Below are 23,315 nucleotides of genomic sequence, written 5' to 3'. Positions count from 1 at the left end.
AGGCGAAAGGATGGCAAGATTAAAGGGAGCATTTCAAGCAGATAATGGGGATGAATTATATCCTCATACATCGAGTGACGTTGTATTCGGCCCGGATGGTAAAACAGTAGAAGAACAAATCAATGGTTTATTTGATAAAATAGGAATTCAATTTGCTAAATGGTTAGATAATCCAGACTATAATACATTGATTGATTTTCAACGTTATCGTATTGGAGGGGGTACAAATTCACCTGGTGGAGGGGTTTGGTATTTAGAGGTTAATCCTATACAAAGTGGCATTGTTTTTCATAGAGCAAAATGTGTTTATGGCGGCAATATAGGCCAAGTAAAAGAGAGAGTTTTAAAAGACGGGCAATGGACAGCATGGAAAGAAATTGCAACAACAGATTTTACAATGACAAAAAGATTTAATATAGAGAATCAAAATGTTATAGATTTCTTTAAAAATCATGCAACTTTACCAGGTATTTATTATATACATCAAAATTGTACTGGACAACCTGAAGCAAATAAGTTTTATATTGCTACTTTTGAAAGATCCCCTGTAGGTGCAGACTGGAAAGCAACTCTAAGTAGCTATAATCCAAGTAATAAAATTTATGTTGGTGATTGTTGGAATAATAGTTTTAGTGGGTGGAAAGAGCTTGCAGCAACTTCAAAGACACAATTCAATGTAACACCTAATACGGGTATAACAGTTGATTTTCAGGATTGTTATACAACAAATACAGCGGCCTATATTAGTTTTAGAGTATCAAAAACAGATGGTTCAACATTTGCAACAGGCAAAAATACTATTGTTGCTATATCTACAATAGTACCAAAACATCCCATATTAGCAATGACATGTACTGGTGTAGATGTTGGAGGTGATGCAACATCAAATGTGCATGGTTTTATAAGAAGCAATGGACAAATAGAAATATGTACAACAAATAATAATGTGAAAAATATTTATATGAGGGTGATTCTATGATGCAACAAATATGGATAATAGATGCAAATGGATTTTATGAAGATGAATCAAGATTAGTTGAAAGACAATTTGATAATCACGGAAATGAATTGCCATTGCCAGTAAACGTGCCATATACAACAGTGCCATTAACAGTTGGATATGTTAAGCCTAAACTAGTTGATGGATCATGGGAAGAAGGTGCAACGCCTGAAGAAATTCAAACATGGAAAGAAGCTAATAAAACAAATATAGCACCTGATAAGACAGAAGTAAGATTAACACAAATTGAAGAAGCAATAGGAATGTTAGCAACACAAACAGCAAAAAATACTTTATTAAACGGAGGAATGAAATAATGAGTGAGAAATTAAACGGAATGGTGGAAAAAAATATTTTTGTAAGAATTGCAGTAGCAGCAACAGATCAAGGCACACAAAATTTACAAGGTATGCAAGAACTAACAGCTTTATTTTTAGCTATGGGATGGATTGATGCAGATGAAGCAGCAGAAACGCTTGGATATACACAGCAGCAATTTTCACTAACTTTGGAAGAAGTATCAGCAATAAGTAAATAAAAGAATGATTTTAGAAAGTAAATAAGGCATAGAAAAGGCACTAGAGATAGCATTATTTTTTATGCCTTTTTTAAAAATAGAGTATTGTACTAAGGAGGAAATATGGAAGATATCAAATCAGTAGTAATTGCTATATTTACAACAATTAATTTATGCATCGCAAATTATTTTGGGATTTTTACACCTCTATTATATGGAGTAATTTTATTAATGGTTGCTGATCTGTTCACACGTGCTTATGCAGCAGGTGCTAGAGAGGATGAAAAGGTAGAGAGTAAGCTTGTAATCAAGGGTATCTATAGAAAGATAGGTATGGGAATGCTTATCGTACTATCATTACTGCTTGATTATGGACTAATTCAGATAGCCAATACATTAGGAATAGTTGTAGCCACAAAAATTATATTTACAGCATTAACTCTAGCATGGATATTTGTAAGAGAGTTTATAAGTAACTTAGAGAATTTACAACATGCTGGTATGGATTTGCCACCTTTTATAACGAAAGCACTAAATGTGGCAAAAGACAAAGTGGATTCAATGGGAGAAACTATTATAGGAGGTAAGATGGATGAGTAGATTAGTTGTATTAGACCCAGGGCATGGAGGTTCTGATCCAGGAGCATGTGCTAACGGACTAAAAGAAAAAGATTTAGTATCTAGTATTAGCAAGTTTTGCAAAGAGTATCTAGAGTCTAAAGGAATTCAAGTATTGCAAACTAGAGACACAGATAAAACTGTAAGTATTAATGAAAGAGTTGCATTTGCTAACAAGCATAAAGCAGCTCTTTTTATCTCTATACATACCAATGCAGGAGGGGGTGATGGCGTAGAAGTTATTTATAGTGTAACTGGTGGTACAAGTTTAAAGATGGCACAAGAGATAGTTGACTCAATTAATCAAGTTACTGGCCAAAATAAGCGTCCTAAAGAAATATATACAAAAGTAAATGATGCGGGACATGATTATTTTGGAGTGATTAGGCAAACAAGTATGCCAGCTGTTATTGTGGAGTGTGCTTTTATTGATTCAAAGGATGTTGAAATTATTGATACATCTGAAGAACGTAAGTTAATGGGTAGAGGTATAGGAGAAGGAATCTTAAAAGTGTTAGGCACTAGCAACGTAGGAGGCACACCTATTATTGGTCCAGCTACAGCAACATTAGAACAGTGTCAAGAGTGGGCAATTGTTAAGAAGCCAAAACAGATTTTTATTGATAATCTATCTATTTACTTTAAAGAATGTCTTAAAGTAGGCATTAATCCAGTAGTAGCTATTGTTCAGTATACCAAGGAAACAGGCTATGGTAAGTTTGGAGGCGTGTTAGATGAAACCTACAGAAATCCATGTGGATTAAAAGAAACTGCATCAGGTAAAGATGATTGCACCATTGCAGAAGCACACAAACGTTTTGATACATGGGAAGATGGTATTAAGGCACATATAGATCATCTAGCACTTTATGCGGGTGTTAATGGATATCCTAAGTCAAACACACTTGATCCAAGGCACTTTAGTTATCTTAAAGGTGAAGCGCCAACAGTAGAAGCATTAGGTGGCAACTGGTGTCCAAGTGCTACATATGGACATGATTTGCTTAGAATGATGAAAGAAGTTGAAGAGACTAAAGTTCAAGCTAAAGATGAATATCAAGAAGCACTTAAAGTACTAAATCAAGAAGGTGTAGTAAATACATTAAGCGTATGGAAAGATAAAGATAAAATAAAACCTAATAATGTACCTAAATTGATAATTAACTGTGCAAGAAAAATACAACAATTAAAAAATGGCATAAGATAGAAAATATACTAGCCAATAGATATTCTTATACATATAAAGGTGTATACAATGATTGTTGTAAATATATTATCTAAATAATCATAGATACTTGGAAGAGATATTGTTAAATCTTGAACTATCGTGTAATTATATATATAATATTATTGATAATAAAATAATAAAGAGGATTTAGGATGAAAGCACAAATGCAGGAAGAAACTACTGATAGTATTAAGAGAGAGATAGAAATTTATACAAGAAAAATAGAGTTAGATAGAAAGGATGCCAGCGCATATAATAGTAGAGCTAGACTATATAGAGAGTTGGAAGAAGAAGAAAAGGCGTTAGTAGATTATACAAAAGCAATTGAATTAGATCCGACTAATGCACAGTACTACGCTTATAGAGGAATGCTATATAAAGAGTCACAAGAAGAAAAATTAGAAAAGGCATTAGCAGATTATACAAAAGCAATTGAATTAGATCCGACTAATACACAGTACTACGCTTATAGAGGAATGCTATATAAAGAGTCACAAGAAGAAGAAAAATTAGAAAAGGCATTAGCAGATTATACAAAAGCAATTGAATTAGATCCGACTAATACACACTACTACGCTTATAGAGGATTAATATATAAAGAGTCACAAGAAGAAGAAAAGGCATTAGCAGATTATACAAAAGCAATTGAATTAGATCCGACTAATGCACAGTACTACGCTTATAGAGGATTAATATATAAAGAGTCACAAGAAGAAAAGGCATTAGCAGATTATACAAAAGCAATTGAATTAGATCCGACTAATGCACAGTACTACGCTTATAGAGGATTAATATATAAAGAGTCACAAGTAGAGAAGGCAGTAGCGGATTATACAAAGGCAATTGAATTAGATCCGACTAATGCATTGTATTATAAGGTTAGAGGAATGATATATAGAGAGTCACAAGAAGAAGAAAAGGCATTAGCAGATTATACAAAAGCAATTGAATTAGATCCTAATAAAGCATTGTACTATAAACTTAGAGGGGCGCTATATAGAAAACTCAATGAACAAGAGAAGGCATTAGCAGATTATACAAAATCAATTGAATTAGAGCCTAAAAATGTATTGTACTATAAGTTTAGAGGATCCCTATATAAAGAACTCAATGAACAAGAGAAGGCATTAGCAGATTATACAAAAATAATTGAATTGAGACCTGGTAATGCACAGTACTATAAGTTTAGAGGGGCGCTATATAGAGAACTCAATGAACAAGAGAAGGCAGTAGAGGATTATACAAAAGCAATTGAATTGAAACCTGATAATCCACAGTACTACAGTAGTAGAGGGCTGCTATATAGAGAACTTAATGAACAAGAGAAGGCAGTAGAGGATTATACAAAAGCAATTGAATTGAAACCTAATAATTCACAGTACTACAGTAGTAGAGGGCTGCTATATAGAGAACTTAATGAACAAGAGAAGGCAGTAGAGGATTATACAAAAGCAATTGAATTGAAACCTGATAATCCACTGTACTACAACCGTAGAGGAGTACTATATAGAGATCTTAAGGAAGAAGAAAAGGCTATAGCAGATTATACAAAAGCAATTGAATTGAAACCTACTAATGCATTGTACTACAATCGTAGAGGAATATTATATAGCATAACCAAGAGACTAGAACAAGCGTTAGCAGATTATACAAAAGCAATTGAATTAAAACCTGATACGTCTATATACTATAGTAATAGAGCAATATTATATAATAAACTAAATGATAAGTTAAAATCATTAGAAGATGCGGATAAAATAGTAGAATTAGAGCCTAATAGCAGTAATGCATATTATAGCAGAGGATATATATATGGTCTATGGGATGAAAATGAAGAAGCATTAAAAAATTATACAAGAGCAATAGAGCTAGATCCCCAAAATAGCCTTGCATTTAAAGAGAGAGCAGAGGTATATAGGAGGCTAGAAAATCTAGAAAAAGCTTTGGCAGATTATGAAAATGCAATTAAATTAAATCCTTATAATAAGGGCTACTACACTGAGAGAATGAAATTGTTTCCAATAGACTCAAAAGAATATATTAAGGATCAATTAAATTTGTTAATGTTAGAGAAAGACAATAGATCTTTCTTAGAATATCTAAAGAACACATTAAAGGATGAGAATACATACATACAAATTATAAAATTATTTATTAAGGTTAGTGAACTGAAAAAATCAAGAATTAAAATAGTAAATCAAGACTCAAAAATTTGTCATTATACTAAGATGAATACGATTAACTTTTTAATTAAACCTAATAAAGGAGTAAATGACTTAGATAAACAAAGTAAGCCACGATTAAGGTTAAACAATTCGGTCTATATGAATGATCCAATGGAGGGCGAAGTCTTTAAAAATATATTAAGTCATATAGATAAAGAATTACTATGTAAAAATAATAATCAGTATAAGTCTATAAAAGATATTATAGATATTTTGTATAATGAAGATAGTACAAAAAATGGAAGAAAAATATTAAATAACTATAGTCAAACGTATATAACAAGTTTTTCAGAGTCTGAAGATAATTTACCTATGTGGACAACGTATAGTGAGAATGGAGAAGGGTGTTGTTTACTATTTAAGAATACTTTTTTTGATAATGAGGAAAAACACAGTCTTACATATCATAGGGTAGAAGAGAATTTAAAAGAAGATGAGGATATTTTGCTAAAAGAAAATAATAAAATAACAAATTGTTTATACAAAGTAAGTTATATAGAAGAAGATTTTATGAATATAGATGAAAAAATCTTTGAAGAAATTTGTATTATATTAAATGATTTAGGTATAGATAAAGTAAGAGATATAACAATGAGAAAAATAATATGCAATATATTAGATCAAGTAAGATTTCTGTATAAATATGCTCAATATAAATATGAGAAAGAAATAAGACTTATAAGATTTGGGAGTAATAATGTGCAAACAGATAAAATTTCTACATGGAGGGTGCCTCATTTATTTATAGAAATTAATAAAGACATAGATTTAGAAGAAGTAATACTTGGGCCTAAAGTAAGTAATGTAGAAGAAATAGCAACATATTTAAATTATTGTGATTCAGACATAAAGGTTACTAAATCAAGTATATTGTATAAATAGAGTTATTATTTTAGCTAGGACTATGGTTCTAGCTTTTTCATGTAAAGAGGAATACTATAGGAAATAGTTAAATATACTAATAAATTTTATGATATAGTATAGTCAGATAAAGGAGGGAGAGGTTATGTTTATTAGAAATGAAGTTTATAAGCGTAAAAATATTCATATGGAATATGGAGGTCAAGGACAAGGTGGAATAAGTACACCTACAAACTTTCCTTGTATATTTATATTTACAGGTGAGTCAGGAGATGAATTTGGATATGCAGATAGTTGGACTAAATATGGAACCTTTAAGTATACAGGAGAAGGCCAGATAGGGCATATGCAATTTATAAGAGGAAATAAAGCAGTAAGAGATCACTTGAAAAATAATAAATCTATATTTCTGTTTCAATATGTAAAATCAGCATATGTTAAATATATTGGCGAATTTATGTGCCTGGGTTACGAGATAATACAAGCCATAGATAAAAACAATAGAGAGAGAAATTCAATAGTGTTTGAATTAAATCCCATTGATAATATAGATGTAGGCTGTGATTTTAATGATTTAGCAGAAAGTAATCTAAATCAATCATTAGAAGAATTGAGAAAAAAGGCTATGGAGCAAGCTGTTGAGGGAGCGTCTAGTGAGGAAATAAAAATAAATGTAAGGAAAAGGAGTAAGGCGATTAGGGAGTATGCTATGAGGCGCTCACAGGGAGTATGTGAATTGTGCGGAGAAAGAGGATTTGTAAAAAAAAATGGTGATATGTATTTAGAAGTTCATCATATTACTAGATTATCCGATAATGGACCTGATCACCCAGTATCAGTAGCGGCAATATGTGCAAATTGTCATGCTAGATCTCATTATGCACATAATAAAGATGAGATAAAGAATAGATTATTAGATTTAATATATCAGAAAGAAAAAGAATTAAGTGTATAAAACGATATGACTAAAAATATATATTTATGGACAATGTTATTTTAAGATTAAAAGTATTAAATATATTACTTTGTGAAATAGTATAGCAGAAAATGGAGGGATAAAAGTGAAGAGATCTAGTAAATTTTTGATATTTATTATGTCATTATTACTAATTACCAATACATTATTTGCAAAAAATGTCCAGCAAATTCAAATTATACAATCGGTTGAAGTACATTTTTATTGATACTGGAAACAGTGATTCAATTCTTATTAAAGACAACGGTAAAAATATGCTTATAGATGGAGCAGAAAATGATGATGAAAAGTCTCTTGTAGAATACCTTAAGATGCAAGAGGTAAAAAAATTAGATTACATAGTATTAACTCATCCAGATGCAGACCATTGTGGGGCATTAGATGCAGTAATCAAGAACTTCGAAATTGGCATAGTGTTAATTGGAAATGGTAGTGCTGATACAAAAACTTATAAAGATTGTGTTCAAGCTGCTACTAATAAAAATTTAAAACCAAGTGTACCATTAGAAGATAAAATAGTTACTTTAGGTAATGGTACATTCCAATTTTATAATACAAAAAGTCAATCTAAAGATGTAAATGATAGAAGTTTAATAATGCTTTATAAAAACGATGAGCATGAATTTTTATTTACAGGAGATGCTGGCTGGCAAAGATGTAGAAAAATCTATCTTAGATAAAATGATAGATATAGATGTACTTAAAGTAGGGCATCACGGAAGTAATACTTCAACAAGTAAAGAGTTTTTGGATAAAGTAAAACCTGAAATAGCTGTTATTACTTGTGGAAAGGACAATAAGTATGGCCACCCGCATAAAGAAGTAAGCGACAGACTTAAAGACATTAAAACATATAGAACTGATTTAAATGGCAATATTATTATTACTAGTGATGAGAAAATACTTACTATATCTACACAAAAAGTAGACGGTAAAGTGATGCAGACACCTATAGTAACTAAAGTTGATACTATATCGAATACTATAAATAATGTACAGATATCAACAAATCCTACTAATACAATTATAGAGTCAACTACTATACAATCAACAGGCCAAAAGGTTTGGGTAACTGGAACAGGTAAAAAATATCATTATAAAGCTTGTAGATATATTAATACAACAAGCAGAGAACTAACAGTTGATGATGCTAAAAAACAAGGATACGAGGCTTGCAAAGTATGCTATTAGATTAGAATATATTTTTATAGTATAAAAATATAAATAAAAGGCCACACTCTAGAAAAATAAGGAGTGTGGTCTATTTTTATGGAAAAATTTAATTTAAGAAGAGTACTAATTACTAGCTATTTTGGGACGTTATTAGTAATCACTATCATCCTTGCAATTGCCTTGAACATATAAATAGTTTATAGATTAGCTATGTTAATTAAGAAATATTATTATCAAGGAAAAAAAAGCTTAATTTGTTCATATGCATTCTTGTTATATATGACTTACCTGTTTCCCATTTTAATAAAGTACTACTATGTACTCCTATCAATTTACTAAAGCCTTTACGTTTTAATCCTAATTTATTTCTAATATTTATGATATATGTAGAAGTATCTCGTGCAAAATCATAATACTCATCAAATCCAACTAAAGAGCAGGATAGGATTTCTTCAATTTTTAAAATAAATTTTACGTGTAGTAGAGCTTTATTTTTTTCTAGTAAGTAGATTGTATTTTTATCTAACCCAATCTTATTCGCAAGCTCAGCCTGAGTTAATTTTGCTTTTAGTCTATTAAATCTAATACAATCACCAAGAGTTTTAATTGCTTTTAACTCATGCCAAGTATTTGATAAAGTGTACTTATAGAAACCCATATTCATATCATGGTTGCATTTGCAGCTAAAACAACAGGTGTATCAACAATTGCATGGTCAATTTTAGAAAGTGTATTACCTGTGCAAGGTGCAATGAGAAGTGCATCAATCATACTTTTTGGTCCTAAAGGTTCTGCATCATGAATAGAATGAATGATTGGTTTTCCAGTAATCGTTTCAACTTGATCTATAAAGTCAGTGGCACTTCCAAAACGTGTAGAAATAGAGTACGCATTGAAAGACATAATTGGATAGACATCAACACCTAAGTCAACTAAATTTTGAAGCATAACCATTGCTTTCTTAAACGTACAAAAGGAGCCGCAAAGTGCAACACCTAATTTTAAATTTTTCAAATCTGTCATATTTGTTCCCCCTGTTCGCGCATGATGAGAGTAAGACCTTGATAGAGGATTGCTGCTGCTGTCATAGGGGCAACTTTTCCAGGTAACCTTGGAGTATTAAAGGTACACAAATAAAAAGAGTGCTTATGATTAGCACTCTACGTACATATTTATCTTTAGTATATCATTGTTTCTATCTACATCTATACTATTTATAAAGCTCTTTAAAAATGTATTTTTTTCAGTATTACTTTTTGAATCATCATTTAATATTTGGATGGCATGTTCTAACTTAGAAGTTATAATTTTTGATACATCCTCAGAACTAATTTCTTTAGAAAGTTTATCTAATAGATCTCTTTCTTCTTTTTCAATATCTGATTTATTGTTTGCATATTCTTCTAAAGTATCAATTTCAGCCAAATAAGCCTTTTTAGCAATTTCATATTTTCTTCTAACCTTTTCTAACTGTTTTTGAAGAAGAATTTTATTGGATGTTTCTTTATTTGTTTTTACAACTACTGAATCTATGTTGCCTAGTCCTTGGCTAAGCTCATTAAATTTAAGAGATAATGCTTTCAAAACTTCTTTTTCATAAAAATGTAATGGCCCCATATTGCTGGTAGTGCATACGCCTTTATTATATCCGTTACATCTATAAAAGGGGTACTTATGATAACCTTTATTATACACTAATACCTTGTTGCAATTTGAACATCTTAAGAGCCCACTTAACCAGTGCTTAATTTCTTTATTAGGAGTATAGTGTCCAGGAGCCTTTTTTAATGAAGCAATCTTTTGTTGAACACTTTGGTATAGTTCATCGCTAATAATACGTTGATGCTCACCATCGGTTATGATCCATTCTTCTTTGGGATTTTTCCTACGCCCACCTTTATGAGTAGAGTAGTTCCAGCGAACTTTACCACAATAAATTGGATTTTCTAGCATATATTTTATTCCACTAACAGTAAATGATTGACCCTTTCTATTTGTAATTCCATTTAGAAGTAAAAACCTGCAAATTTCCCCGTATCCAAGTTCACCACTATTAAATTTTGAGAATATCATTTTTACAATTTCAGCTTCATCATCTACTAAAACATATTTATCTCCATCGCGCCTATATCCATATGGTGCTTCTGACTGTGGTAACCCTCTACGTGCTTTTTCAGTCATTCCTTTCATAACCTCATCACTTAAGTTAAGAGAGTAGTATTCTGCCATAGCTTCAAGCATAGCCTCTAGAATAACACTGAATTTATCATCTTCCATTTGTTCTGTTATAGATATAACTTTTATGTCGCATTCTTTACGAAGAAGACTTTTATATACTACAGAGTCTTCCCTAGAACGTGCAAAACGATCGAATTTATGAACTAAAATAGTATCAAATGGTTTAGGCTTTTTCTTCGCTGTAGCAATCATAGTTTGGAAGGCAGGTCTTTTCTTAGCACTTGTGCCACTAATACCTTCATCAACAAAAATATATTGTTCATCTACTAATATATTATTCTTTTTAGCGTATTCAAGTAATGCTCTTTTTTGAGCATCAGGAGAGAACTCTAGCTGATCATCTGTACTTACTCGAATATAAAGAGCTGCTGTCATTTAAACCATCTCCTTTTGATGAACCTATAACTGACAAAGGTTCAAAATGTAATGTGTATTCTTTACATCTATAATATGGACCATATTTTTGCTTATAGTAAGCAATTGCTTCACAGAAGTACTTTTCTGTTACACACAGGTACTCACATACATCTTGTAAATTTAAGCAGTGATTAAGTAATGCTTGCACAATGTTATCAAGCGGAATTAAATCTTCAAAAGAACACTTTCGTGCAAAACATTCTTGTTTTAGATTATTAATGTCACGAGTATCAATTATATTTCCAACAGTTGTTTTGCTATGCCAGACTTCCTCACTTAAAGTACATCTTTTTTCGGGTACTGTACTTAATAGTCTTGTATTTAAGGCTAATGTATCACCAACACATAATGCATCAGAATCTGATTCCAAAGCCATTTCAAATACTTCAAGTCCTTCTTTAGAACTTTTGTGCAATAAAATTTCATATTCATTCAAGCAAATCACCTTTAAAAATTATAAAATTATCTTTTTTTCTTAAGTAAAATGTTTTCTATATCTCTATTTATTTTCTCTAATTGTTCATCGTTAATATTATCATTATGTGCCGCTATTGGCATTAAATAGTCATTGGTACAACGGTTATACTCCATATATAGTACGGTATCTACCGTATGTTGTCCTTTTTCATCCAGTGTTCTATATCTCTTAAGATGTTCCTGTTCGGCTGCAGTTAAATTAAGTTCTTGGGCTGAGGTATCTCTATCCATTTTAACATCATGCCCCATAAGCCATGCCTCATTAACATCTAATGCCTTAGCAATTTTATAGATATTAGTTTGTTTAGGTTCATAAGAACCTGAAATATAAGTACTGATAGAGGATTTACCAATTCCGGTTTTATTAACTAAATCAGCTTGTTTCATGCCTCTTATTGCTAAACCTTCTCTTATTCTTTCTGATATAGTTTTCTTCATGATATAAAGGCTCCTTTTTTGTTAATCTATTCTGATAATATCATATGTGTTCAGAAAAGACAACATTATGCACCAATAATAATAAAAAAAGTTCAGAAACACGAAAAAATATATTGACAGTTAAAAATTCATGATTTATGATTTAGTTAGTTCAGAAACACGAACAAATGAAAAAGAGAGGAAGTGAGAAAAATGAGTTTTGATTATAATAAGCTTCTAGGCAGAATTAAGGAAGTTTGCGGAACACAAGATAATTTTGCTAAAAAGATAGGCATAGGAAGGGTCTCACTTAGCCACAGACTAAATAATAAACTAGAATTTTCACAAAATGAGATAAATCGTTCAGTAGAAGTCTTAGGGTTAAGAAAAGAAGAGATACCATCATATTTTTTTAATGAAAAAGTTCAGAAAGAAGAACAAATACTGAAAGGAGCATGACATATGCCAAAGAATGCATTATGTAAGAAACAAGAAAAGCCAGCAGCAATTACTACAGTAGAAGTTGCTGAGATGATGGAAGTTAGACATTCAGATATTTTACAAAAGTTAGAAGGGACAAATAAAACAGATGGAACAGTGAAAACGAAGGGGATTATACCGGTTCTTAGCGAGCGGAATTTTCCGTTGGCTGATTATTTCATAGAAAGTACATATATAGACGCACAAGGTAAACCAAGAAAATGCTATGACTGCACTAGATTAGGTTGTGACTTTCTAGCAAATAAATTTACAGGAGAAAAAGGAATAATTTTTACAGCTAAGTACGTAAAACGCTTTAATGAGATGGAACAAGTTGTTCATTCACTAGATATAAACAAAGCCCTAGCCGAGTTCAAAGGGCAAATCATGGGCTTAGTAGACGAGCAATTAGGAATTGCTATCAAGCAAGTAGAAAGGAAATGCTCTGAATACTACAAGCCATCATGTGCAGATAAATCAAGTATCAGCCATTACATAAAGAAACGTTTAGGAATTGCCAAAGCTGATGAAGAATACGAACTGGTTAAAGAACGTGTACTTATTAGGTTAGGTGCTAGAAAGTGGGAGGATATAGACATAGAAACGCTTAGAAATTCTATGGATATTATTGATGAGAGTATAAGGATATTGAAGATGGAAAGACCTTATGAACAGACAAGTTTATTTGAGAAGAAAGGAGCATAGCATAATACAAATAAATTGTAAAAGTGCTAATAGGACAATTTTATACAAACATAGATATAAATAGAGGTGATTGTATGAAAGTAATTTATACAGTTAACGGAAAGGATTTAGATTCATATTCGAAAGAAGAACAGAAGATAATGCTTACAAAAATGCTTATTAATGCAGTACATAAGATAGGATACGAGTTTGTAAATCCAATTAAAGATATTGATGTTAAACAAGAAGTAGATGATTAACTTCATCTACAGCGATGAAATTGGACAAGCAATTAAAAATGAGGTGAGAGTTAATTGAAAAAGCTAATGGGTACCATTTCGGTATTATCATTTGTAATGCTTTTGGGCCTTGCAGGCGGATTAGAATGTGACTTACTTAATTTTACACAATATATAATCTCATCATTTATAACACTTGGTATCTTTGGCATTTCAATGTACATAGCTTCTAACTAAAAAGGAGGACTTATGAAAGATATTTTGATATTTTCATTTGGTTACTTGATAGGAATTACATCAATGGTAGGAGCATCATACATAGCTAGAAATGAGGAAAGGAAAAAGGAGCATAGCAATGATTAAGATAATGTCAAAAGAAGAAAAAGACCAATACATACTTGATATGATCAAGCAGCTTAAGCAAGAACAAACTGAGTTTAACACAGAGAAATGGGGTGACATGCACAATCATCATGAAATGTGGGGACTTGCATTAGAAGAACATGAAGAAGCATTTGAACAACTTGATTGGTTGCACATTCATAAAGTAGAACTTTGGGAAATGATTAAGATGAATAAGCCTATAGCAGATATCAATCATCAACTTGAAATAATAGTTGAATATGTATTATTCGCAGTACAAGAACTTATTCATGAAGCAGCAGTTTACCAAAGAGCATTAGATACAATTAAAAATGCACCAGCCGCCGGCAAGCATACTGGTGCAGATAAATAAAAATTTATCAGTTAGATTATATACCAATTAGGAGGTATTTGTAAGATGAAACTTTTATTAAAAGTACTAGAGTTGAAGAATTTCAAGGGAATTAAAGAAAGAAGAATTTTTTTCGACACAACAGAAACTAGGATATATGGAGCAAATGGAACAGGGAAAACAACAATAGCAGATGCGTTTAGTTGGTTATTATATGACAAAGATAGCCAGGAGCGTAAGGACTTCGAGATTAAACCACTCACAGAACACAATGAGCCTATTCATTTTCTTAATACAGAAGTTACAGCTGACTTTGTATTGAATGGCAAGACATTCACACTAGGAAAGTTGTTTAGAGAAAAGTGGGTTAAGAAGCGTGGACAAGCAGAACAGGAGTTTAGTGGTCATGAGACTATCTACTATATAGATGGGGTTCCTTGCAAAAAGAGTGAGTATCAAGAGTACGTTAATGAAATTATTAATGAAAAGACATTTAAGCTTTTAACCAATCCATTAGCTTTTGAAGCAATGAAGTGGCAAGACAAAAGAAAGTTCCTATTTGAAGTATGTGGCAATATTGCTGATAACCAAATAGAGGGTTATGAAAAACTTCAAGAAACATTAGCAGGTAAAAGTGCAGATGAATACAAGAAGTCTTTAGCAGCTACTAAGAAGAAGCTTAAGTCAGATATTGAGAACATTCCACCAAGAATTGATGAGCAAACTAGAAGCCTAGAAGAAGGGCTTGAACCGTTAGAAGTTCTCCAGGCAAAAATAGATGAAAAAGAAGCATATAAAGCAGAGTTAGAAAAACAATTAGAAGCTACAGATGCACAGTTTAATGAGATACGTACAAAACAACATCAAATACTAAGTTTAGAGCGCACAAAAGAAGAGATTATAAGAGCGCATAATAAATCTACATATGCAGAATACAACCAAAATAAGGACAGGTTAGAAACTTTAAAACGTGAGTTATCTAATCATACATATGAGCAAGATAGTATTGTCAAGAAAATTGAAGCATTAAAACAAGATGAAGTTATCCTTACTTCAAAAGTAGCAGACAGACGTAATGAATGGATGAAAATAGAAGAAGAAACTTTTGATGAGCATAAAGCTATTTGTCCTACTTGTGGACAGGATCTACCTAGTGAAGAAGTTGAAAAGCTTAAAAGCAAATACATAGAAGAGAAAGCTATAAGACAAGAACGTTTGCTTAATGAAGCAAACATAATTAAAGCAGATTTACTAAATACACAGCAGAACATGCAGAATTTAACTACTAGATTTGAAGAGATTGCATGCCAATTAGTAAGTATTCAATCAAATATTAATGAGGTTGAAAAGATACTTGAGAAGCCAATAGATACTACACCATGTGATACGTCTGAAATAGATAATCAAATAGATGTTCTCAAAAAAGAGGTACAAGCATTTGAAAGCGTAGACAATGAAGCCATTAAGCAAGCTATCAAAATGGAAGAGATTAATATTCAAAATATCAAATTAAGAGTATCTAAGCATGATTCCAATGCTAAAGCGCTTGCAAGAATAAAAGAGCTTCAGGAGCAACTTAAGGATTTACAATGCAAGCTTGCAGATGTAGAACAAGTAGAAATCATGATAGAGGACTTTACAAAGGCTAAAGTAGAAATGCTAGAAGCTAATATCAATAGCAAGTTTAAAAACGTAAGCTTTAAGCTATTTGATCAACAAATAAACGGTGGACTTGCAGAGTGCTGTGAATCACTTATTAATGGAGTTCCTTTCAGCAATGCAAATAATGCAGCCCAAGTTCAAGCTGGTATAGAGATTATAAATGTTCTAAGTGAACACTATGGAATGAATGCGCCTATATTCATTGATAATAGAGAATCTGTAACAGACATTCCAGCAACTCAAAGTCAAGTAATCGACCTTATTGTGAGTGCAGTTGATAAGGAGTTGAGGATTGAATAATGAAGCGTGATACATGTGGTAACTGGGATAAAGAAAATCATTTATGCAATGGTTCAAAAGCATGCGCTATGTGTAGCCATTATGGAAAAGAGAAAAAGTGTGCAACTTGTAATGATTGTTGGACATGTAAATTCAAAAAGAAAAGCGAGGGAACTAAATGATGAAGGGTATTTGGATTAGAAGTCAAGATGGAACAACATTAACATTATGCAAGACAGTAAAGGCTTGGGAGAGCGGAAGAATAGTAAATAATTATGGAAAAGATTATGTGCATCTAGGGGATTACGGAACAAAGGAAAGAGCAAAAGAAGTTATGGCTATTATAGCAAACTTTATTCAAAACAAAACAAAAGATGATGAAGTATTTCAAATGCCATTAAATTAATTAAAACCAAGGAGGAACAAATGATGTCAGATAACCAAGTAGCAGTAAAACCACAAAAGGAAATTACAGATAGTGTATTAGCAAAGGTAAACAAGCTTCAAGAGAACAAGTCATTAGTATTACCACAAAACTATGTAGCAGGAAATGCACTTCAAAGTGCTGCATTAATTTTAGCTGAAACAGTAGATAATGCGAAGAAACCAGTGCTTGAAAGTTGTACCAAAGAAAGTATTGCCAACTCTCTTTTAGACATGGTTAAGATGGGACTAGAGCCAAGCAAAAAACAATGCTACTTTGTAGCATTCGGAGGAAAGCTTCAGCTTATGACTTCATACTTCGGCAAGCTGGCTATTGCTAAAAGAGTTTCAGGTCTTGAAGAGGTAAAGGCTTTTGTTATCTATGAAGGTGATGAATTTGAAATGGAATTCAATATTGATGATCTCACCATGCAGCTTAAGACCTACAAACCAAATCCACTTAATGTTAATTTGTCAAAAATTACAGGTGCATTTGCTATTCCAATCTTTAAAGATGGTACAAGAGGTGACCTTGTATATATGAGTTACGACCAAATCCAGAAATCATGGAATCAAGGCTATGCAAAAGGAAAGTCAGGAGCACACACAAACTTTACGGATGAAATGTGTAAAAAAACTATTATCACAAGGGTTTGTAAAACACTTATTAACTCCAGTGATGATGGAGATCTAATTGATACATATCAAGGTGCAGATGAAGAATCTACACCTACACCACAAGCAGAACAAAAGGAAATGACTGCAAGTAAGGAATTTGTAGATGTACCATTTGTTGAAGATAAGCAAGAAGTACCAGCGCAAGTAACTGCACCAACTCAAGAAGAAATAGTATGTCCTATTTAAGGTGGTGTTCTAAATGCCTAGAAGAGTAAAGGTTATTAATGAAACATTTTCACTTGCTAGAGCAGGAGAAGTGACAGAACTATATAGTATTGATGAAGTAAGGCAGTTCCCTAATATACATCTTGCAGAGTTACATTTTTGCGAAGGATATGCCAATTCGAAAATAGTTAAAGTAATAGGTTTTATCAAAGAAGCTGGGTTTACAGAAGATGATCCTACATTCATTCATGTATATAGAGAAGATATTAAGTTCATAGAAGATGATGAATTTAGGAGGAATGAGGATGAGGCTTAAAGTATTAGCAAGTGGTTCGGCTGGTAATAGTTATATCTTAGAATCTGAAACGGAGGCCCTAGTGATTGAAGCTGGGGTACCGTTTAAAGAACTCATAAGGTATGTGGACTATAGGAAGATAGTCGGATGCTTAGTAAGTCACGAACATAAGGACCATGCAGGATATGTAGGGCAGTACATTATGAGAGGAATTAAGGTTTATTCGCCTTATACAGTTAACAGGAATGAAGAGGTTCTAAGGTTTGGTGGATTTAATTACATACCATTCAAGAATCACCATGATGTACCCTGTTATGGATTTAAAATTAATCATAAAGGCTTAGGTCAGTTAATTTTTGGAACAGATACAGGTTATATAGAATACACGTTTAAGGAAACTAATCATTGGCTTATAGAGTGTAACTATTCAAAAGAGATACTTGATGAACATGTAGATAATGGACTCAATCCAGTACTGGCAGACCGTATAGTTCGAGATCATATGAGCCTGGAGACTTGTAAAGACTTTCTCCAGGCAAATGACTTAAGTAAGACTAGGAATATTGTTTTATTGCATCTGAGTGATTCAAATAGTCATGCAGAGGAATTTAAAAGAGAAATACATGAGTTGACTAATAAATCAACTTACATAGCTGAAAAGGGGCTAGAAATTGATTTAAGCCTATGCCCCTTTTAGAAAGGGGTGAATGAATTGGCAAGGCCTAAAAAGGATGGGTTAGAATACTTTCCACTGGATGTTGCTGCTGGAAAAGATGATGAACTAGAACTTGTAGAAAGTGAACACGGACTTGTAGGATTTGCAATTTTTATAAAGTTACTTCAGTCAATCTACAAAAGTGGTTACTACTTAGAGTGGACTAAAAAGGAGCAATTAATCTTTAGTAAACGAGTTAATGCAGCAGAAACTATAGTTAATGCAGTAATAACCTCATGTTTAGAGTGGGGGTTATTTAATCAGCAAATGTATGACAAGTACAAAATCTTAACTTCTCATGGAATTCAACAGAGATTTATATTCGCAATAGGACGTAGAAGCGCAATGGAAATTTATGAAGAATACCTACTTTTAACCAAAAATGAAGTTTCTGCAACAAAAACTCTAGTTATTGTTACAAAAACCGAAGTTAATGCTAGCAGTAATCCCCAAAGTAAAGTAAAGAAAATAGAAAGTAAAAAGAAAGAAAAGGAAAGTAGTAGTGAGGAGAATACAGCTGCTACTAACATTAAAAGAATTGCGACTATGCTAGAGAGTACTTTTGGACGTATGCCTAGTCAATATGAAATTGAAATGTTAACAAGCTATATAGAAGATGGTATGGAGATTGAGCTAATAGAAAAATCTTTAACAGAAACCATTGAGAATGGAGTAAGAAACCTCAAGTACACAAAAAGCATACTTGAAAGATGTACTAAAGAGAAAATACTTACTCTCAATCAATACATAGCTGACCAAGAGCTTAAGAAAGAACAAAAGAAGGTGAAAGGAAATGGGGCAAATAACACAGGACCAAATACAGAGGATAGCGAACCAGTTGAAGATGAATTCGCAAAATATGCTGAGCAGCACGGAATTCAATGAAGAAGCACAGACTGAGCCAGAAAGAACATGTGGATGCCCTTATGGTATATGTGATGGTTCAGGACATTACTTAGTTAATAAACCGGAGGGGTTATTTGCTAAAAAGTGTAAGTGCTATGAAGAGCAAGTTATCTATAACAAGCTTGATTTTGCACAGATACCAAAAGAGTTTCAAAACTTAGCAATAGAGGACTTCGATATTGATATTTATAAGCTAGAAGAGTCTAAAGTAAAGGCGAGTAGAGCCGTAAGTGTAGCCAAGAAGTATGTAGATAAATTTGAAAAAATGCAGGAACTTGGTAGAGGACTTTACTTTTACTCAAAAGAAGCTGGAAGTGGAAAGACAAGACTTGCAGTAAGTATTGGAAATTCACTTGTTAAGTACAAAAAGCAGCATGTTAGATTTATTACTACTGTTGATCTACTGGGTAAGATAAGAGATTCATGGAATGACAAAAGCGGTAGCAGTGAAGAAGCACTTGTTGAAGAGTTTGTAACCATACCTGTATTGATACTTGATGATATTGGTGTTGAGGGAAATAAGGATTGGATAAACAATATTTTCTACAGAATTATCAATAGAAGGCTTACGAATAAGAGAGTGACTCTTATAACATCTAACATACCAATGAATAAGCTAGGATTCGATTATAGACTTATAAATAGATTAGAAGATATGGTGATGCAAGTAGTGATGCCAGAGGAAAGTGTAAGAAGAACTAAGGCTAAAAGCAAAAATGAGGAAATGCTCAAAGAATTAATGGGGTGATTCTATGCAAGTAGAGTGCTGGAGTATACGTGTTAATGAAGAGGCATACGAGATATTAAGGAAACTTGCGAGGGAACAGGATATAACCATGAGTCAACTGACCATTAAGTTAATCCTTGAAGAAAAAGCGTACAGAGAAATATATGGATACGAAAGGATGAAAATAGATGAACAAGAGAATGAAGAAGAAAACTTCAAATTGTAAAGCTTTAACCACCAAAGAACGTGTTAAAAATCAACAAGTAACATTACACCAATTGTTTATACAAATTGATAATCTCGAAAAAGAAAATATAGAGCTCAATAAAACAGTGGCTAATCTATCAGATATTATAATGGCAAAAGAAGAATTAATTACACAAAAGGACCAAAGTATAAAGGCTATGTGTATGAATTCAGCTGATAAGATTAGAGATCTAGAAGAGTTAGTTGAATTCCATAAAAAAGATGCAACAACAGCTAATGCGTCATATGGAGCACAGATAAAAGAAACTGAAAGAATTTATCATATGTATGAAGTTGAAAGAGATCGTGCTAATGATTTACTTATGGATAAAAATCAGGCAGAGGACGTAGCAATATACTGGAAAAAGCAAATGGACCACTACAAAAATTTATATCATCAATGCATCAACAAGTCATGGTGGAAGAGGGTGCTTAATATTGGCTAATGTAGGTAAACAGTTTGAAGCAGACTTTAAGGATTCAATACCAAAAGACGTATATTGCTTAAGGCTAACAGATAGTGCGATAGGTTTTGATGTAGCAGCAAGTACACAGAGGTTTGCTCCTAAATCACCTTATGATTATGTATTGTATAAAAAACCTATGATGTATGCTTTAGAACTTAAAAGCATAGGTACAACAGCACTAAGCTTTGAAGGTAAAACACCAACAATAAAACCTCATCAACTTAAGAACTTAAGGAAGGCAGCACTTCATTGTGTAGCAGGATTTATCATTAACTTTAGAAAATCTAATAATACATATTTCTTGTCAATTCAAGCCTTTGATGAGATTACTAATTACGGAATGTTTGGTAAGAAAAGCATAAGTGAATTAGATATTGTAAAAAGTGGGAAGGCAGTTATCATACCATCAAGAATTAAAAAAGTACGTAGTACCTATGATCTAAGCGAATTATTTAAATTAGCAATTTAATACTAATATACCTGGAGGGTTAAAAATGAAAAACGAAAGACAACTTACAGAGTATGAACAAAAAGAAATTGAAGCAGCTAAACTTGCTAAGCAGGAACTTGAATTAAGCTTTTACTCACCTATGTTTGCAGGGATTGCAAAAGATATTGATAGAGCAGTTAAAAACTCTACAGCAAATGTTTATGATGAAGAATTTGAGGAAGCAACTATTGCAATTACAATCAAAATATCATGTGAGGAAAAAGAAGCTACCAAGACTATTGAAAGTGGAAATGGAAGTAATGCAAAGATAGCTGTTTATAAAGCACCACGTATTAAGCATAGAGTTACAGCTAAGCTTGTACAAAAAGATACAACAGATGGTGATGTTACATATACAACACATGAATTGGTGGAAGAAGGTGGTAAGCTTATTGCTAAACCTCTTCAACAAGCTCAAATTAGCATAGAAGAATTAGAAGTGGTTAATCAAAGTGAAGATAAAGAGAAACCAGAAAGTAGAGCACAAGTGAACATGGATGAAGTAATTCAAAATAATAAAGATGAACTAGAAGCGTAGGCAAAAGAGGAGGTTGAAAAACCTTCTTTAAAGCTACTAAGGAGGTTTTATAAATGCCAATGGTAAGAAGGCTTAATCAACTAGATTTTGAAACTGGAGAAGTTGTTGAAACATATGGAAGTATGAAAGAGGCTCTTGAGAAGTTTGGATTATTTAGAGTAGATGTTACAAACGCCATTGTAAAGAATAGCGGTAAGCTAAATAATAAACATCTTAGATTTGCATATGCAGATGGTCCTAATAGACCATTATGTAATTATAGGGTTGCTCAAATTGATTACGAAACAGGAGAGGTTATTGATAAGTACGATGATGCAGAAACTGCAGCAGAAGATAACTTTATAAGCAGTAAAACAATAAGAAATGCAATAAGAAACCGTGATGGATACATAAAAAGTAAAGGGCTAAGATTCAAGTACGTTTTAGAGTAGTAGATTAGTTGCTATAAAGGGGATTTGCTCCCCTATAAATAATCTAACCACCTATACGTGTTTTCAAATCACAAGAGAATGTTCCACATCTACTATTCTTTAAATTTAGCTTTTTAATAGATTTAGCCATTTTCCAAAACCCACCATTATGTTGGTCAACATCGTGTGAGATGAAGTTCTTACCATCGGTAAAGATTAGTTGATTGTTGAACGTACGATATTTGGTTAACACAAATCCTAGTTTTTCCGCTATTTGCTTTATTTCTTTGTTTGGATATTTGATTTTTTCTTGTCGTTGTTTATTCATTGTACGACCTCCTTTGTGAATGTCATTACTTGAGGAAAAGGTGCATTTACACGTGCGATTCCAAAAAAAAATCTCCTCTGTGCGGTGGCACAAAGAAGATAGAAAAAGAGTAGGAAAATATTTTCCTTTTTAGAAAAAGGCAAAAAAAATAGACCTAAATAGGCCTAGTAGGGTGAGTACCCTATAATATATTGTTCAAAAAAAATATAAGAAAAAATGTAATTTTTGATGTTAAAGGAGAGATCTAACCAAATAACGCTGGAATTTCAGTGCTATAAGAGATTGTTTTTAGAAAGTAACTGAAGAATGAATGAGTTATTAAGAAAGGAATACAGAAAGGGGAATACACATGAAAAGGTTTAAACCATATCAACAAAAAGGTAATGCCAGAAGCATGGCTAAAATGACAGTAGAAGTTGCTGATAAAATAGCACAAGAAAAGGTACAACGTGATAGAGAAGCTTTTGGAAATATAGCAATACGTACCATAGTAGCAGCTTCAATGATTACTTTGCATGATGAGTTTGGTTTTGGATCCAAAAGATTGCAGAGGTACCAGGACAGAATGGAAGAACATTTAGAATGTATAAACAGTAGAGTTATAACACTTCAAGAACTGGAAGAAACCACAAAGAGAATGGAAGAGAAGGCCAATCTTAATTTGAAAGAGAAAACAGAGTATACGGAGTGGAGAGAGGAAAAAATGAATAACTTGAGGTGA

General features: G+C 32.4%; 33 protein-coding genes. 27 read left to right on the top strand and 6 right to left on the bottom strand.

Features of this window, described 5'->3' with window-relative positions; translation table 11 throughout:
- Positions 1–10 precede the first annotated feature (10 nt).
- The 9 genes from BN2390_RS07835 (at position 11) to BN2390_RS07795 (ending at position 8,616) form a co-directional block, all read left to right on the top strand.
- The gene (locus tag BN2390_RS07835) at positions 11–979 is read left to right on the top strand and encodes a hypothetical protein (protein WP_053983795.1); all 969 of its coding nucleotides are present in this window, start codon (positions 11–13) and stop codon (positions 977–979) included.
- A complete protein-coding gene (locus BN2390_RS07830) occupies positions 976–1,317 on the top strand; it encodes a hypothetical protein (protein WP_053983794.1) in 342 nt (113 codons plus the stop codon). The genes BN2390_RS07835 and BN2390_RS07830 overlap by 4 nt, the downstream gene beginning before the upstream one ends.
- The gene (locus BN2390_RS07825) at positions 1,317–1,538 is read left to right on the top strand and encodes a hypothetical protein (protein WP_053983793.1); all 222 of its coding nucleotides are present in this window, start codon (positions 1,317–1,319) and stop codon (positions 1,536–1,538) included. The genes BN2390_RS07830 and BN2390_RS07825 overlap by 1 nt, the downstream gene beginning before the upstream one ends.
- Positions 1,539–1,640: 102 nt before the next feature.
- Positions 1,641–2,117, top strand: a complete 477-nt coding sequence (locus BN2390_RS07820) for a phage holin family protein (protein ID WP_053983792.1) — start codon at positions 1,641–1,643, stop codon at positions 2,115–2,117.
- On the top strand, positions 2,110–3,342 hold the full coding sequence (locus BN2390_RS07815) for an N-acetylmuramoyl-L-alanine amidase (protein ID WP_053983791.1): 1,233 nt from the start codon (positions 2,110–2,112) through the stop codon (positions 3,340–3,342). Before BN2390_RS07820 ends, BN2390_RS07815 begins: the two co-directional genes overlap by 8 nt.
- A 173-nt stretch (positions 3,343–3,515) precedes the next feature.
- A complete protein-coding gene (locus tag BN2390_RS07810; RefSeq protein WP_053983790.1) occupies positions 3,516–6,470 on the top strand; it encodes a tetratricopeptide repeat protein in 2,955 nt (984 codons plus the stop codon).
- Between the two features lie 124 nt (positions 6,471–6,594).
- Positions 6,595–7,404 carry an HNH endonuclease gene (locus BN2390_RS07805; protein WP_053983789.1) on the top strand — a complete coding sequence of 270 codons (810 nt, stop codon included), beginning with the start codon at positions 6,595–6,597 and terminating at the stop codon, positions 7,402–7,404.
- Positions 7,405–7,613: 209 nt separating this feature from the next.
- Complete coding sequence (locus BN2390_RS07800; RefSeq protein WP_198524881.1) at positions 7,614–8,105, top strand: MBL fold metallo-hydrolase; 492 nt, start codon at positions 7,614–7,616, stop codon at positions 8,103–8,105.
- Entirely contained in the window at positions 8,044–8,616 is a 573-nt protein-coding gene (locus tag BN2390_RS07795) for a ComEC/Rec2 family competence protein (RefSeq protein ID WP_154668801.1), read from the top strand. The genes BN2390_RS07800 and BN2390_RS07795 overlap by 62 nt, the downstream gene beginning before the upstream one ends.
- 199 nt (positions 8,617–8,815) lie before the next feature.
- Here BN2390_RS07795 and BN2390_RS07790 read toward each other — a convergent pair whose 3' ends face one another.
- The 5 genes from BN2390_RS07790 to BN2390_RS07770 form a co-directional block, all read right to left on the bottom strand.
- Complete coding sequence (locus BN2390_RS07790) at positions 8,816–9,262, bottom strand: transcriptional regulator (RefSeq protein WP_082238675.1); 447 nt, start codon at positions 9,260–9,262, stop codon at positions 8,816–8,818.
- The gene (locus tag BN2390_RS07785) at positions 9,259–9,621 is read right to left on the bottom strand and encodes a flavoprotein (protein ID WP_053983785.1); all 363 of its coding nucleotides are present in this window, start codon (positions 9,619–9,621) and stop codon (positions 9,259–9,261) included. Before BN2390_RS07785 ends, BN2390_RS07790 begins: the two co-directional genes overlap by 4 nt.
- Positions 9,622–9,750: 129 nt before the next feature.
- Positions 9,751–11,211 (bottom strand): recombinase family protein, encoded by a 1,461-nt coding sequence (locus BN2390_RS07780; protein WP_053983784.1) that lies wholly within the window; start codon positions 11,209–11,211, stop codon positions 9,751–9,753.
- Complete coding sequence (locus BN2390_RS07775; RefSeq protein WP_198524880.1) at positions 11,174–11,698, bottom strand: hypothetical protein; 525 nt, start codon at positions 11,696–11,698, stop codon at positions 11,174–11,176. The genes BN2390_RS07780 and BN2390_RS07775 overlap by 38 nt, the downstream gene beginning before the upstream one ends.
- Before the next feature lie 17 nt (positions 11,699–11,715).
- Positions 11,716–12,168 (bottom strand): helix-turn-helix domain-containing protein, encoded by a 453-nt coding sequence (locus BN2390_RS07770; protein ID WP_053983782.1) that lies wholly within the window; start codon positions 12,166–12,168, stop codon positions 11,716–11,718.
- A gap of 192 nt (positions 12,169–12,360) precedes the next feature.
- On the opposite strand from BN2390_RS07770, the gene BN2390_RS07765 reads away from it, so the two are divergent.
- The 17 genes from BN2390_RS07765 (at position 12,361) to BN2390_RS07695 (ending at position 22,287) form a co-directional block, all read left to right on the top strand.
- Complete coding sequence (locus tag BN2390_RS07765; RefSeq protein ID WP_053983781.1) at positions 12,361–12,606, top strand: DUF739 family protein; 246 nt, start codon at positions 12,361–12,363, stop codon at positions 12,604–12,606.
- Positions 12,607–12,609: 3 nt separating this feature from the next.
- Entirely contained in the window at positions 12,610–13,332 is a 723-nt protein-coding gene (locus BN2390_RS07760) for a Rha family transcriptional regulator (protein ID WP_053983780.1), read from the top strand.
- A 74-nt stretch (positions 13,333–13,406) separates the two neighbouring features.
- The gene (locus BN2390_RS21665) at positions 13,407–13,571 is read left to right on the top strand and encodes a hypothetical protein (RefSeq protein ID WP_154668800.1); all 165 of its coding nucleotides are present in this window, start codon (positions 13,407–13,409) and stop codon (positions 13,569–13,571) included.
- A 334-nt stretch (positions 13,572–13,905) separates the two neighbouring features.
- Complete coding sequence (locus BN2390_RS07755; protein WP_053983779.1) at positions 13,906–14,286, top strand: hypothetical protein; 381 nt, start codon at positions 13,906–13,908, stop codon at positions 14,284–14,286.
- A 45-nt stretch (positions 14,287–14,331) separates the two neighbouring features.
- A complete protein-coding gene (locus BN2390_RS07750; RefSeq protein ID WP_053983778.1) occupies positions 14,332–16,227 on the top strand; it encodes an AAA family ATPase in 1,896 nt (631 codons plus the stop codon).
- Positions 16,227–16,388, top strand: a complete 162-nt coding sequence (locus BN2390_RS21660) for a hypothetical protein (protein WP_154668799.1) — start codon at positions 16,227–16,229, stop codon at positions 16,386–16,388. Before BN2390_RS07750 ends, BN2390_RS21660 begins: the two co-directional genes overlap by 1 nt.
- Positions 16,385–16,612, top strand: coding sequence for a hypothetical protein (locus BN2390_RS07745; protein WP_053983777.1), 228 nt, complete (start codon positions 16,385–16,387; stop codon positions 16,610–16,612). The genes BN2390_RS21660 and BN2390_RS07745 overlap by 4 nt, the downstream gene beginning before the upstream one ends.
- 23 nt (positions 16,613–16,635) lie before the next feature.
- Positions 16,636–17,493: a recombinase RecT gene (locus BN2390_RS07740; RefSeq protein ID WP_053983776.1), complete on the top strand. Its 858-nt coding sequence runs from the start codon at positions 16,636–16,638 to the stop codon at positions 17,491–17,493.
- Between the two features lie 13 nt (positions 17,494–17,506).
- Entirely contained in the window at positions 17,507–17,788 is a 282-nt protein-coding gene (locus tag BN2390_RS07735) for a hypothetical protein (protein WP_053983775.1), read from the top strand.
- A complete protein-coding gene (locus tag BN2390_RS07730) occupies positions 17,778–18,464 on the top strand; it encodes an MBL fold metallo-hydrolase (RefSeq protein WP_053983774.1) in 687 nt (228 codons plus the stop codon). The genes BN2390_RS07735 and BN2390_RS07730 overlap by 11 nt, the downstream gene beginning before the upstream one ends.
- A 15-nt stretch (positions 18,465–18,479) precedes the next feature.
- A complete protein-coding gene (locus tag BN2390_RS07725) occupies positions 18,480–19,367 on the top strand; it encodes a Lin1244/Lin1753 domain-containing protein (protein WP_053983773.1) in 888 nt (295 codons plus the stop codon).
- The gene (locus BN2390_RS07720; RefSeq protein WP_198524879.1) at positions 19,327–20,136 is read left to right on the top strand and encodes an ATP-binding protein; all 810 of its coding nucleotides are present in this window, start codon (positions 19,327–19,329) and stop codon (positions 20,134–20,136) included. The genes BN2390_RS07725 and BN2390_RS07720 overlap by 41 nt, the downstream gene beginning before the upstream one ends.
- Before the next feature lie 4 nt (positions 20,137–20,140).
- Positions 20,141–20,341, top strand: a complete 201-nt coding sequence (locus BN2390_RS07715; protein WP_053983771.1) for a hypothetical protein — start codon at positions 20,141–20,143, stop codon at positions 20,339–20,341.
- Entirely contained in the window at positions 20,304–20,807 is a 504-nt protein-coding gene (locus tag BN2390_RS07710) for a hypothetical protein (protein WP_053983770.1), read from the top strand. Before BN2390_RS07715 ends, BN2390_RS07710 begins: the two co-directional genes overlap by 38 nt.
- Positions 20,800–21,297, top strand: a complete 498-nt coding sequence (locus BN2390_RS07705; protein ID WP_053983769.1) for a Holliday junction resolvase RecU — start codon at positions 20,800–20,802, stop codon at positions 21,295–21,297. Before BN2390_RS07710 ends, BN2390_RS07705 begins: the two co-directional genes overlap by 8 nt.
- A 25-nt stretch (positions 21,298–21,322) precedes the next feature.
- On the top strand, positions 21,323–21,856 hold the full coding sequence (locus tag BN2390_RS07700) for a hypothetical protein (RefSeq protein WP_053983768.1): 534 nt from the start codon (positions 21,323–21,325) through the stop codon (positions 21,854–21,856).
- A 53-nt stretch (positions 21,857–21,909) separates the two neighbouring features.
- Complete coding sequence (locus tag BN2390_RS07695; RefSeq protein WP_053983767.1) at positions 21,910–22,287, top strand: hypothetical protein; 378 nt, start codon at positions 21,910–21,912, stop codon at positions 22,285–22,287.
- A gap of 43 nt (positions 22,288–22,330) precedes the next feature.
- On the opposite strand, the gene BN2390_RS07690 is transcribed toward BN2390_RS07695, so the two are convergent.
- Complete coding sequence (locus BN2390_RS07690; RefSeq protein WP_053983766.1) at positions 22,331–22,594, bottom strand: toxin C-terminal domain-containing protein; 264 nt, start codon at positions 22,592–22,594, stop codon at positions 22,331–22,333.
- 349 nt (positions 22,595–22,943) lie between these two features.
- Here BN2390_RS07690 and BN2390_RS07685 point away from each other — a divergent pair, with 349 nt between their 5' ends.
- Positions 22,944–23,315, top strand: a complete 372-nt coding sequence (locus BN2390_RS07685) for a hypothetical protein (protein ID WP_053983765.1) — start codon at positions 22,944–22,946, stop codon at positions 23,313–23,315.

This window comes from Niameybacter massiliensis, assembly GCF_001282685.1.
Classification (GTDB): domain Bacteria; phylum Bacillota; class Clostridia; order Lachnospirales; family Cellulosilyticaceae; genus Holtiella; species Holtiella tumoricola.
Note: the sequence above shows the minus strand (reverse complement) of the source record. Positions and strands in the feature narration are given on the sequence as shown.

What these genes read in the sequence shown, in the direction of transcription:
- BN2390_RS07825 (WP_053983793.1), top strand. Translation starts at nt 1,317, where the DNA reads ATGAGTGAGAAATTAAACGGAATGGTGGAAAAAAATATTTTTGTAAGA.
- BN2390_RS07740 (WP_053983776.1), top strand. Translation starts at nt 16,636, where the DNA reads ATGTCAGATAACCAAGTAGCAGTAAAACCACAAAAGGAAATTACAGAT.
- BN2390_RS07710 (WP_053983770.1), top strand. Translation starts at nt 20,304, where the DNA reads ATGAACAAGAGAATGAAGAAGAAAACTTCAAATTGTAAAGCTTTAACC.
- BN2390_RS07720 (WP_198524879.1), top strand. Translation starts at nt 19,327, where the DNA reads ATGAATTCGCAAAATATGCTGAGCAGCACGGAATTCAATGAAGAAGCA.
- BN2390_RS07830 (WP_053983794.1), top strand. Translation starts at nt 976, where the DNA reads ATGATGCAACAAATATGGATAATAGATGCAAATGGATTTTATGAAGAT.
- BN2390_RS07750 (WP_053983778.1), top strand. Translation starts at nt 14,332, where the DNA reads ATGAAACTTTTATTAAAAGTACTAGAGTTGAAGAATTTCAAGGGAATT.
- BN2390_RS07785 (WP_053983785.1), bottom strand. Translation starts at nt 9,621, where the DNA reads ATGACAGATTTGAAAAATTTAAAATTAGGTGTTGCACTTTGCGGCTCC.
- BN2390_RS07805 (WP_053983789.1), top strand. Translation starts at nt 6,595, where the DNA reads ATGTTTATTAGAAATGAAGTTTATAAGCGTAAAAATATTCATATGGAA.
- BN2390_RS07765 (WP_053983781.1), top strand. Translation starts at nt 12,361, where the DNA reads ATGAGTTTTGATTATAATAAGCTTCTAGGCAGAATTAAGGAAGTTTGC.
- BN2390_RS07790 (WP_082238675.1), bottom strand. Translation starts at nt 9,262, where the DNA reads ATGAATATGGGTTTCTATAAGTACACTTTATCAAATACTTGGCATGAG.
- BN2390_RS07735 (WP_053983775.1), top strand. Translation starts at nt 17,507, where the DNA reads ATGCCTAGAAGAGTAAAGGTTATTAATGAAACATTTTCACTTGCTAGA.
- BN2390_RS07695 (WP_053983767.1), top strand. Translation starts at nt 21,910, where the DNA reads ATGCCAATGGTAAGAAGGCTTAATCAACTAGATTTTGAAACTGGAGAA.
- BN2390_RS07810 (WP_053983790.1), top strand. Translation starts at nt 3,516, where the DNA reads ATGAAAGCACAAATGCAGGAAGAAACTACTGATAGTATTAAGAGAGAG.
- BN2390_RS07795 (WP_154668801.1), top strand. Translation starts at nt 8,044, where the DNA reads ATGAATTTTTATTTACAGGAGATGCTGGCTGGCAAAGATGTAGAAAAA.
- BN2390_RS07780 (WP_053983784.1), bottom strand. Translation starts at nt 11,211, where the DNA reads ATGACAGCAGCTCTTTATATTCGAGTAAGTACAGATGATCAGCTAGAG.
- BN2390_RS21665 (WP_154668800.1), top strand. Translation starts at nt 13,407, where the DNA reads ATGAAAGTAATTTATACAGTTAACGGAAAGGATTTAGATTCATATTCG.
- BN2390_RS07690 (WP_053983766.1), bottom strand. Translation starts at nt 22,594, where the DNA reads ATGAATAAACAACGACAAGAAAAAATCAAATATCCAAACAAAGAAATA.
- BN2390_RS07730 (WP_053983774.1), top strand. Translation starts at nt 17,778, where the DNA reads ATGAGGCTTAAAGTATTAGCAAGTGGTTCGGCTGGTAATAGTTATATC.
- BN2390_RS07760 (WP_053983780.1), top strand. Translation starts at nt 12,610, where the DNA reads ATGCCAAAGAATGCATTATGTAAGAAACAAGAAAAGCCAGCAGCAATT.
- BN2390_RS07745 (WP_053983777.1), top strand. Translation starts at nt 16,385, where the DNA reads ATGATGAAGGGTATTTGGATTAGAAGTCAAGATGGAACAACATTAACA.
- BN2390_RS07835 (WP_053983795.1), top strand. Translation starts at nt 11, where the DNA reads ATGGCAAGATTAAAGGGAGCATTTCAAGCAGATAATGGGGATGAATTA.
- BN2390_RS07815 (WP_053983791.1), top strand. Translation starts at nt 2,110, where the DNA reads ATGAGTAGATTAGTTGTATTAGACCCAGGGCATGGAGGTTCTGATCCA.
- BN2390_RS21660 (WP_154668799.1), top strand. Translation starts at nt 16,227, where the DNA reads ATGAAGCGTGATACATGTGGTAACTGGGATAAAGAAAATCATTTATGC.
- BN2390_RS07715 (WP_053983771.1), top strand. Translation starts at nt 20,141, where the DNA reads ATGCAAGTAGAGTGCTGGAGTATACGTGTTAATGAAGAGGCATACGAG.
- BN2390_RS07820 (WP_053983792.1), top strand. Translation starts at nt 1,641, where the DNA reads ATGGAAGATATCAAATCAGTAGTAATTGCTATATTTACAACAATTAAT.
- BN2390_RS07770 (WP_053983782.1), bottom strand. Translation starts at nt 12,168, where the DNA reads ATGAAGAAAACTATATCAGAAAGAATAAGAGAAGGTTTAGCAATAAGA.
- BN2390_RS07700 (WP_053983768.1), top strand. Translation starts at nt 21,323, where the DNA reads ATGAAAAACGAAAGACAACTTACAGAGTATGAACAAAAAGAAATTGAA.
- BN2390_RS07755 (WP_053983779.1), top strand. Translation starts at nt 13,906, where the DNA reads ATGATTAAGATAATGTCAAAAGAAGAAAAAGACCAATACATACTTGAT.
- BN2390_RS07685 (WP_053983765.1), top strand. Translation starts at nt 22,944, where the DNA reads ATGAAAAGGTTTAAACCATATCAACAAAAAGGTAATGCCAGAAGCATG.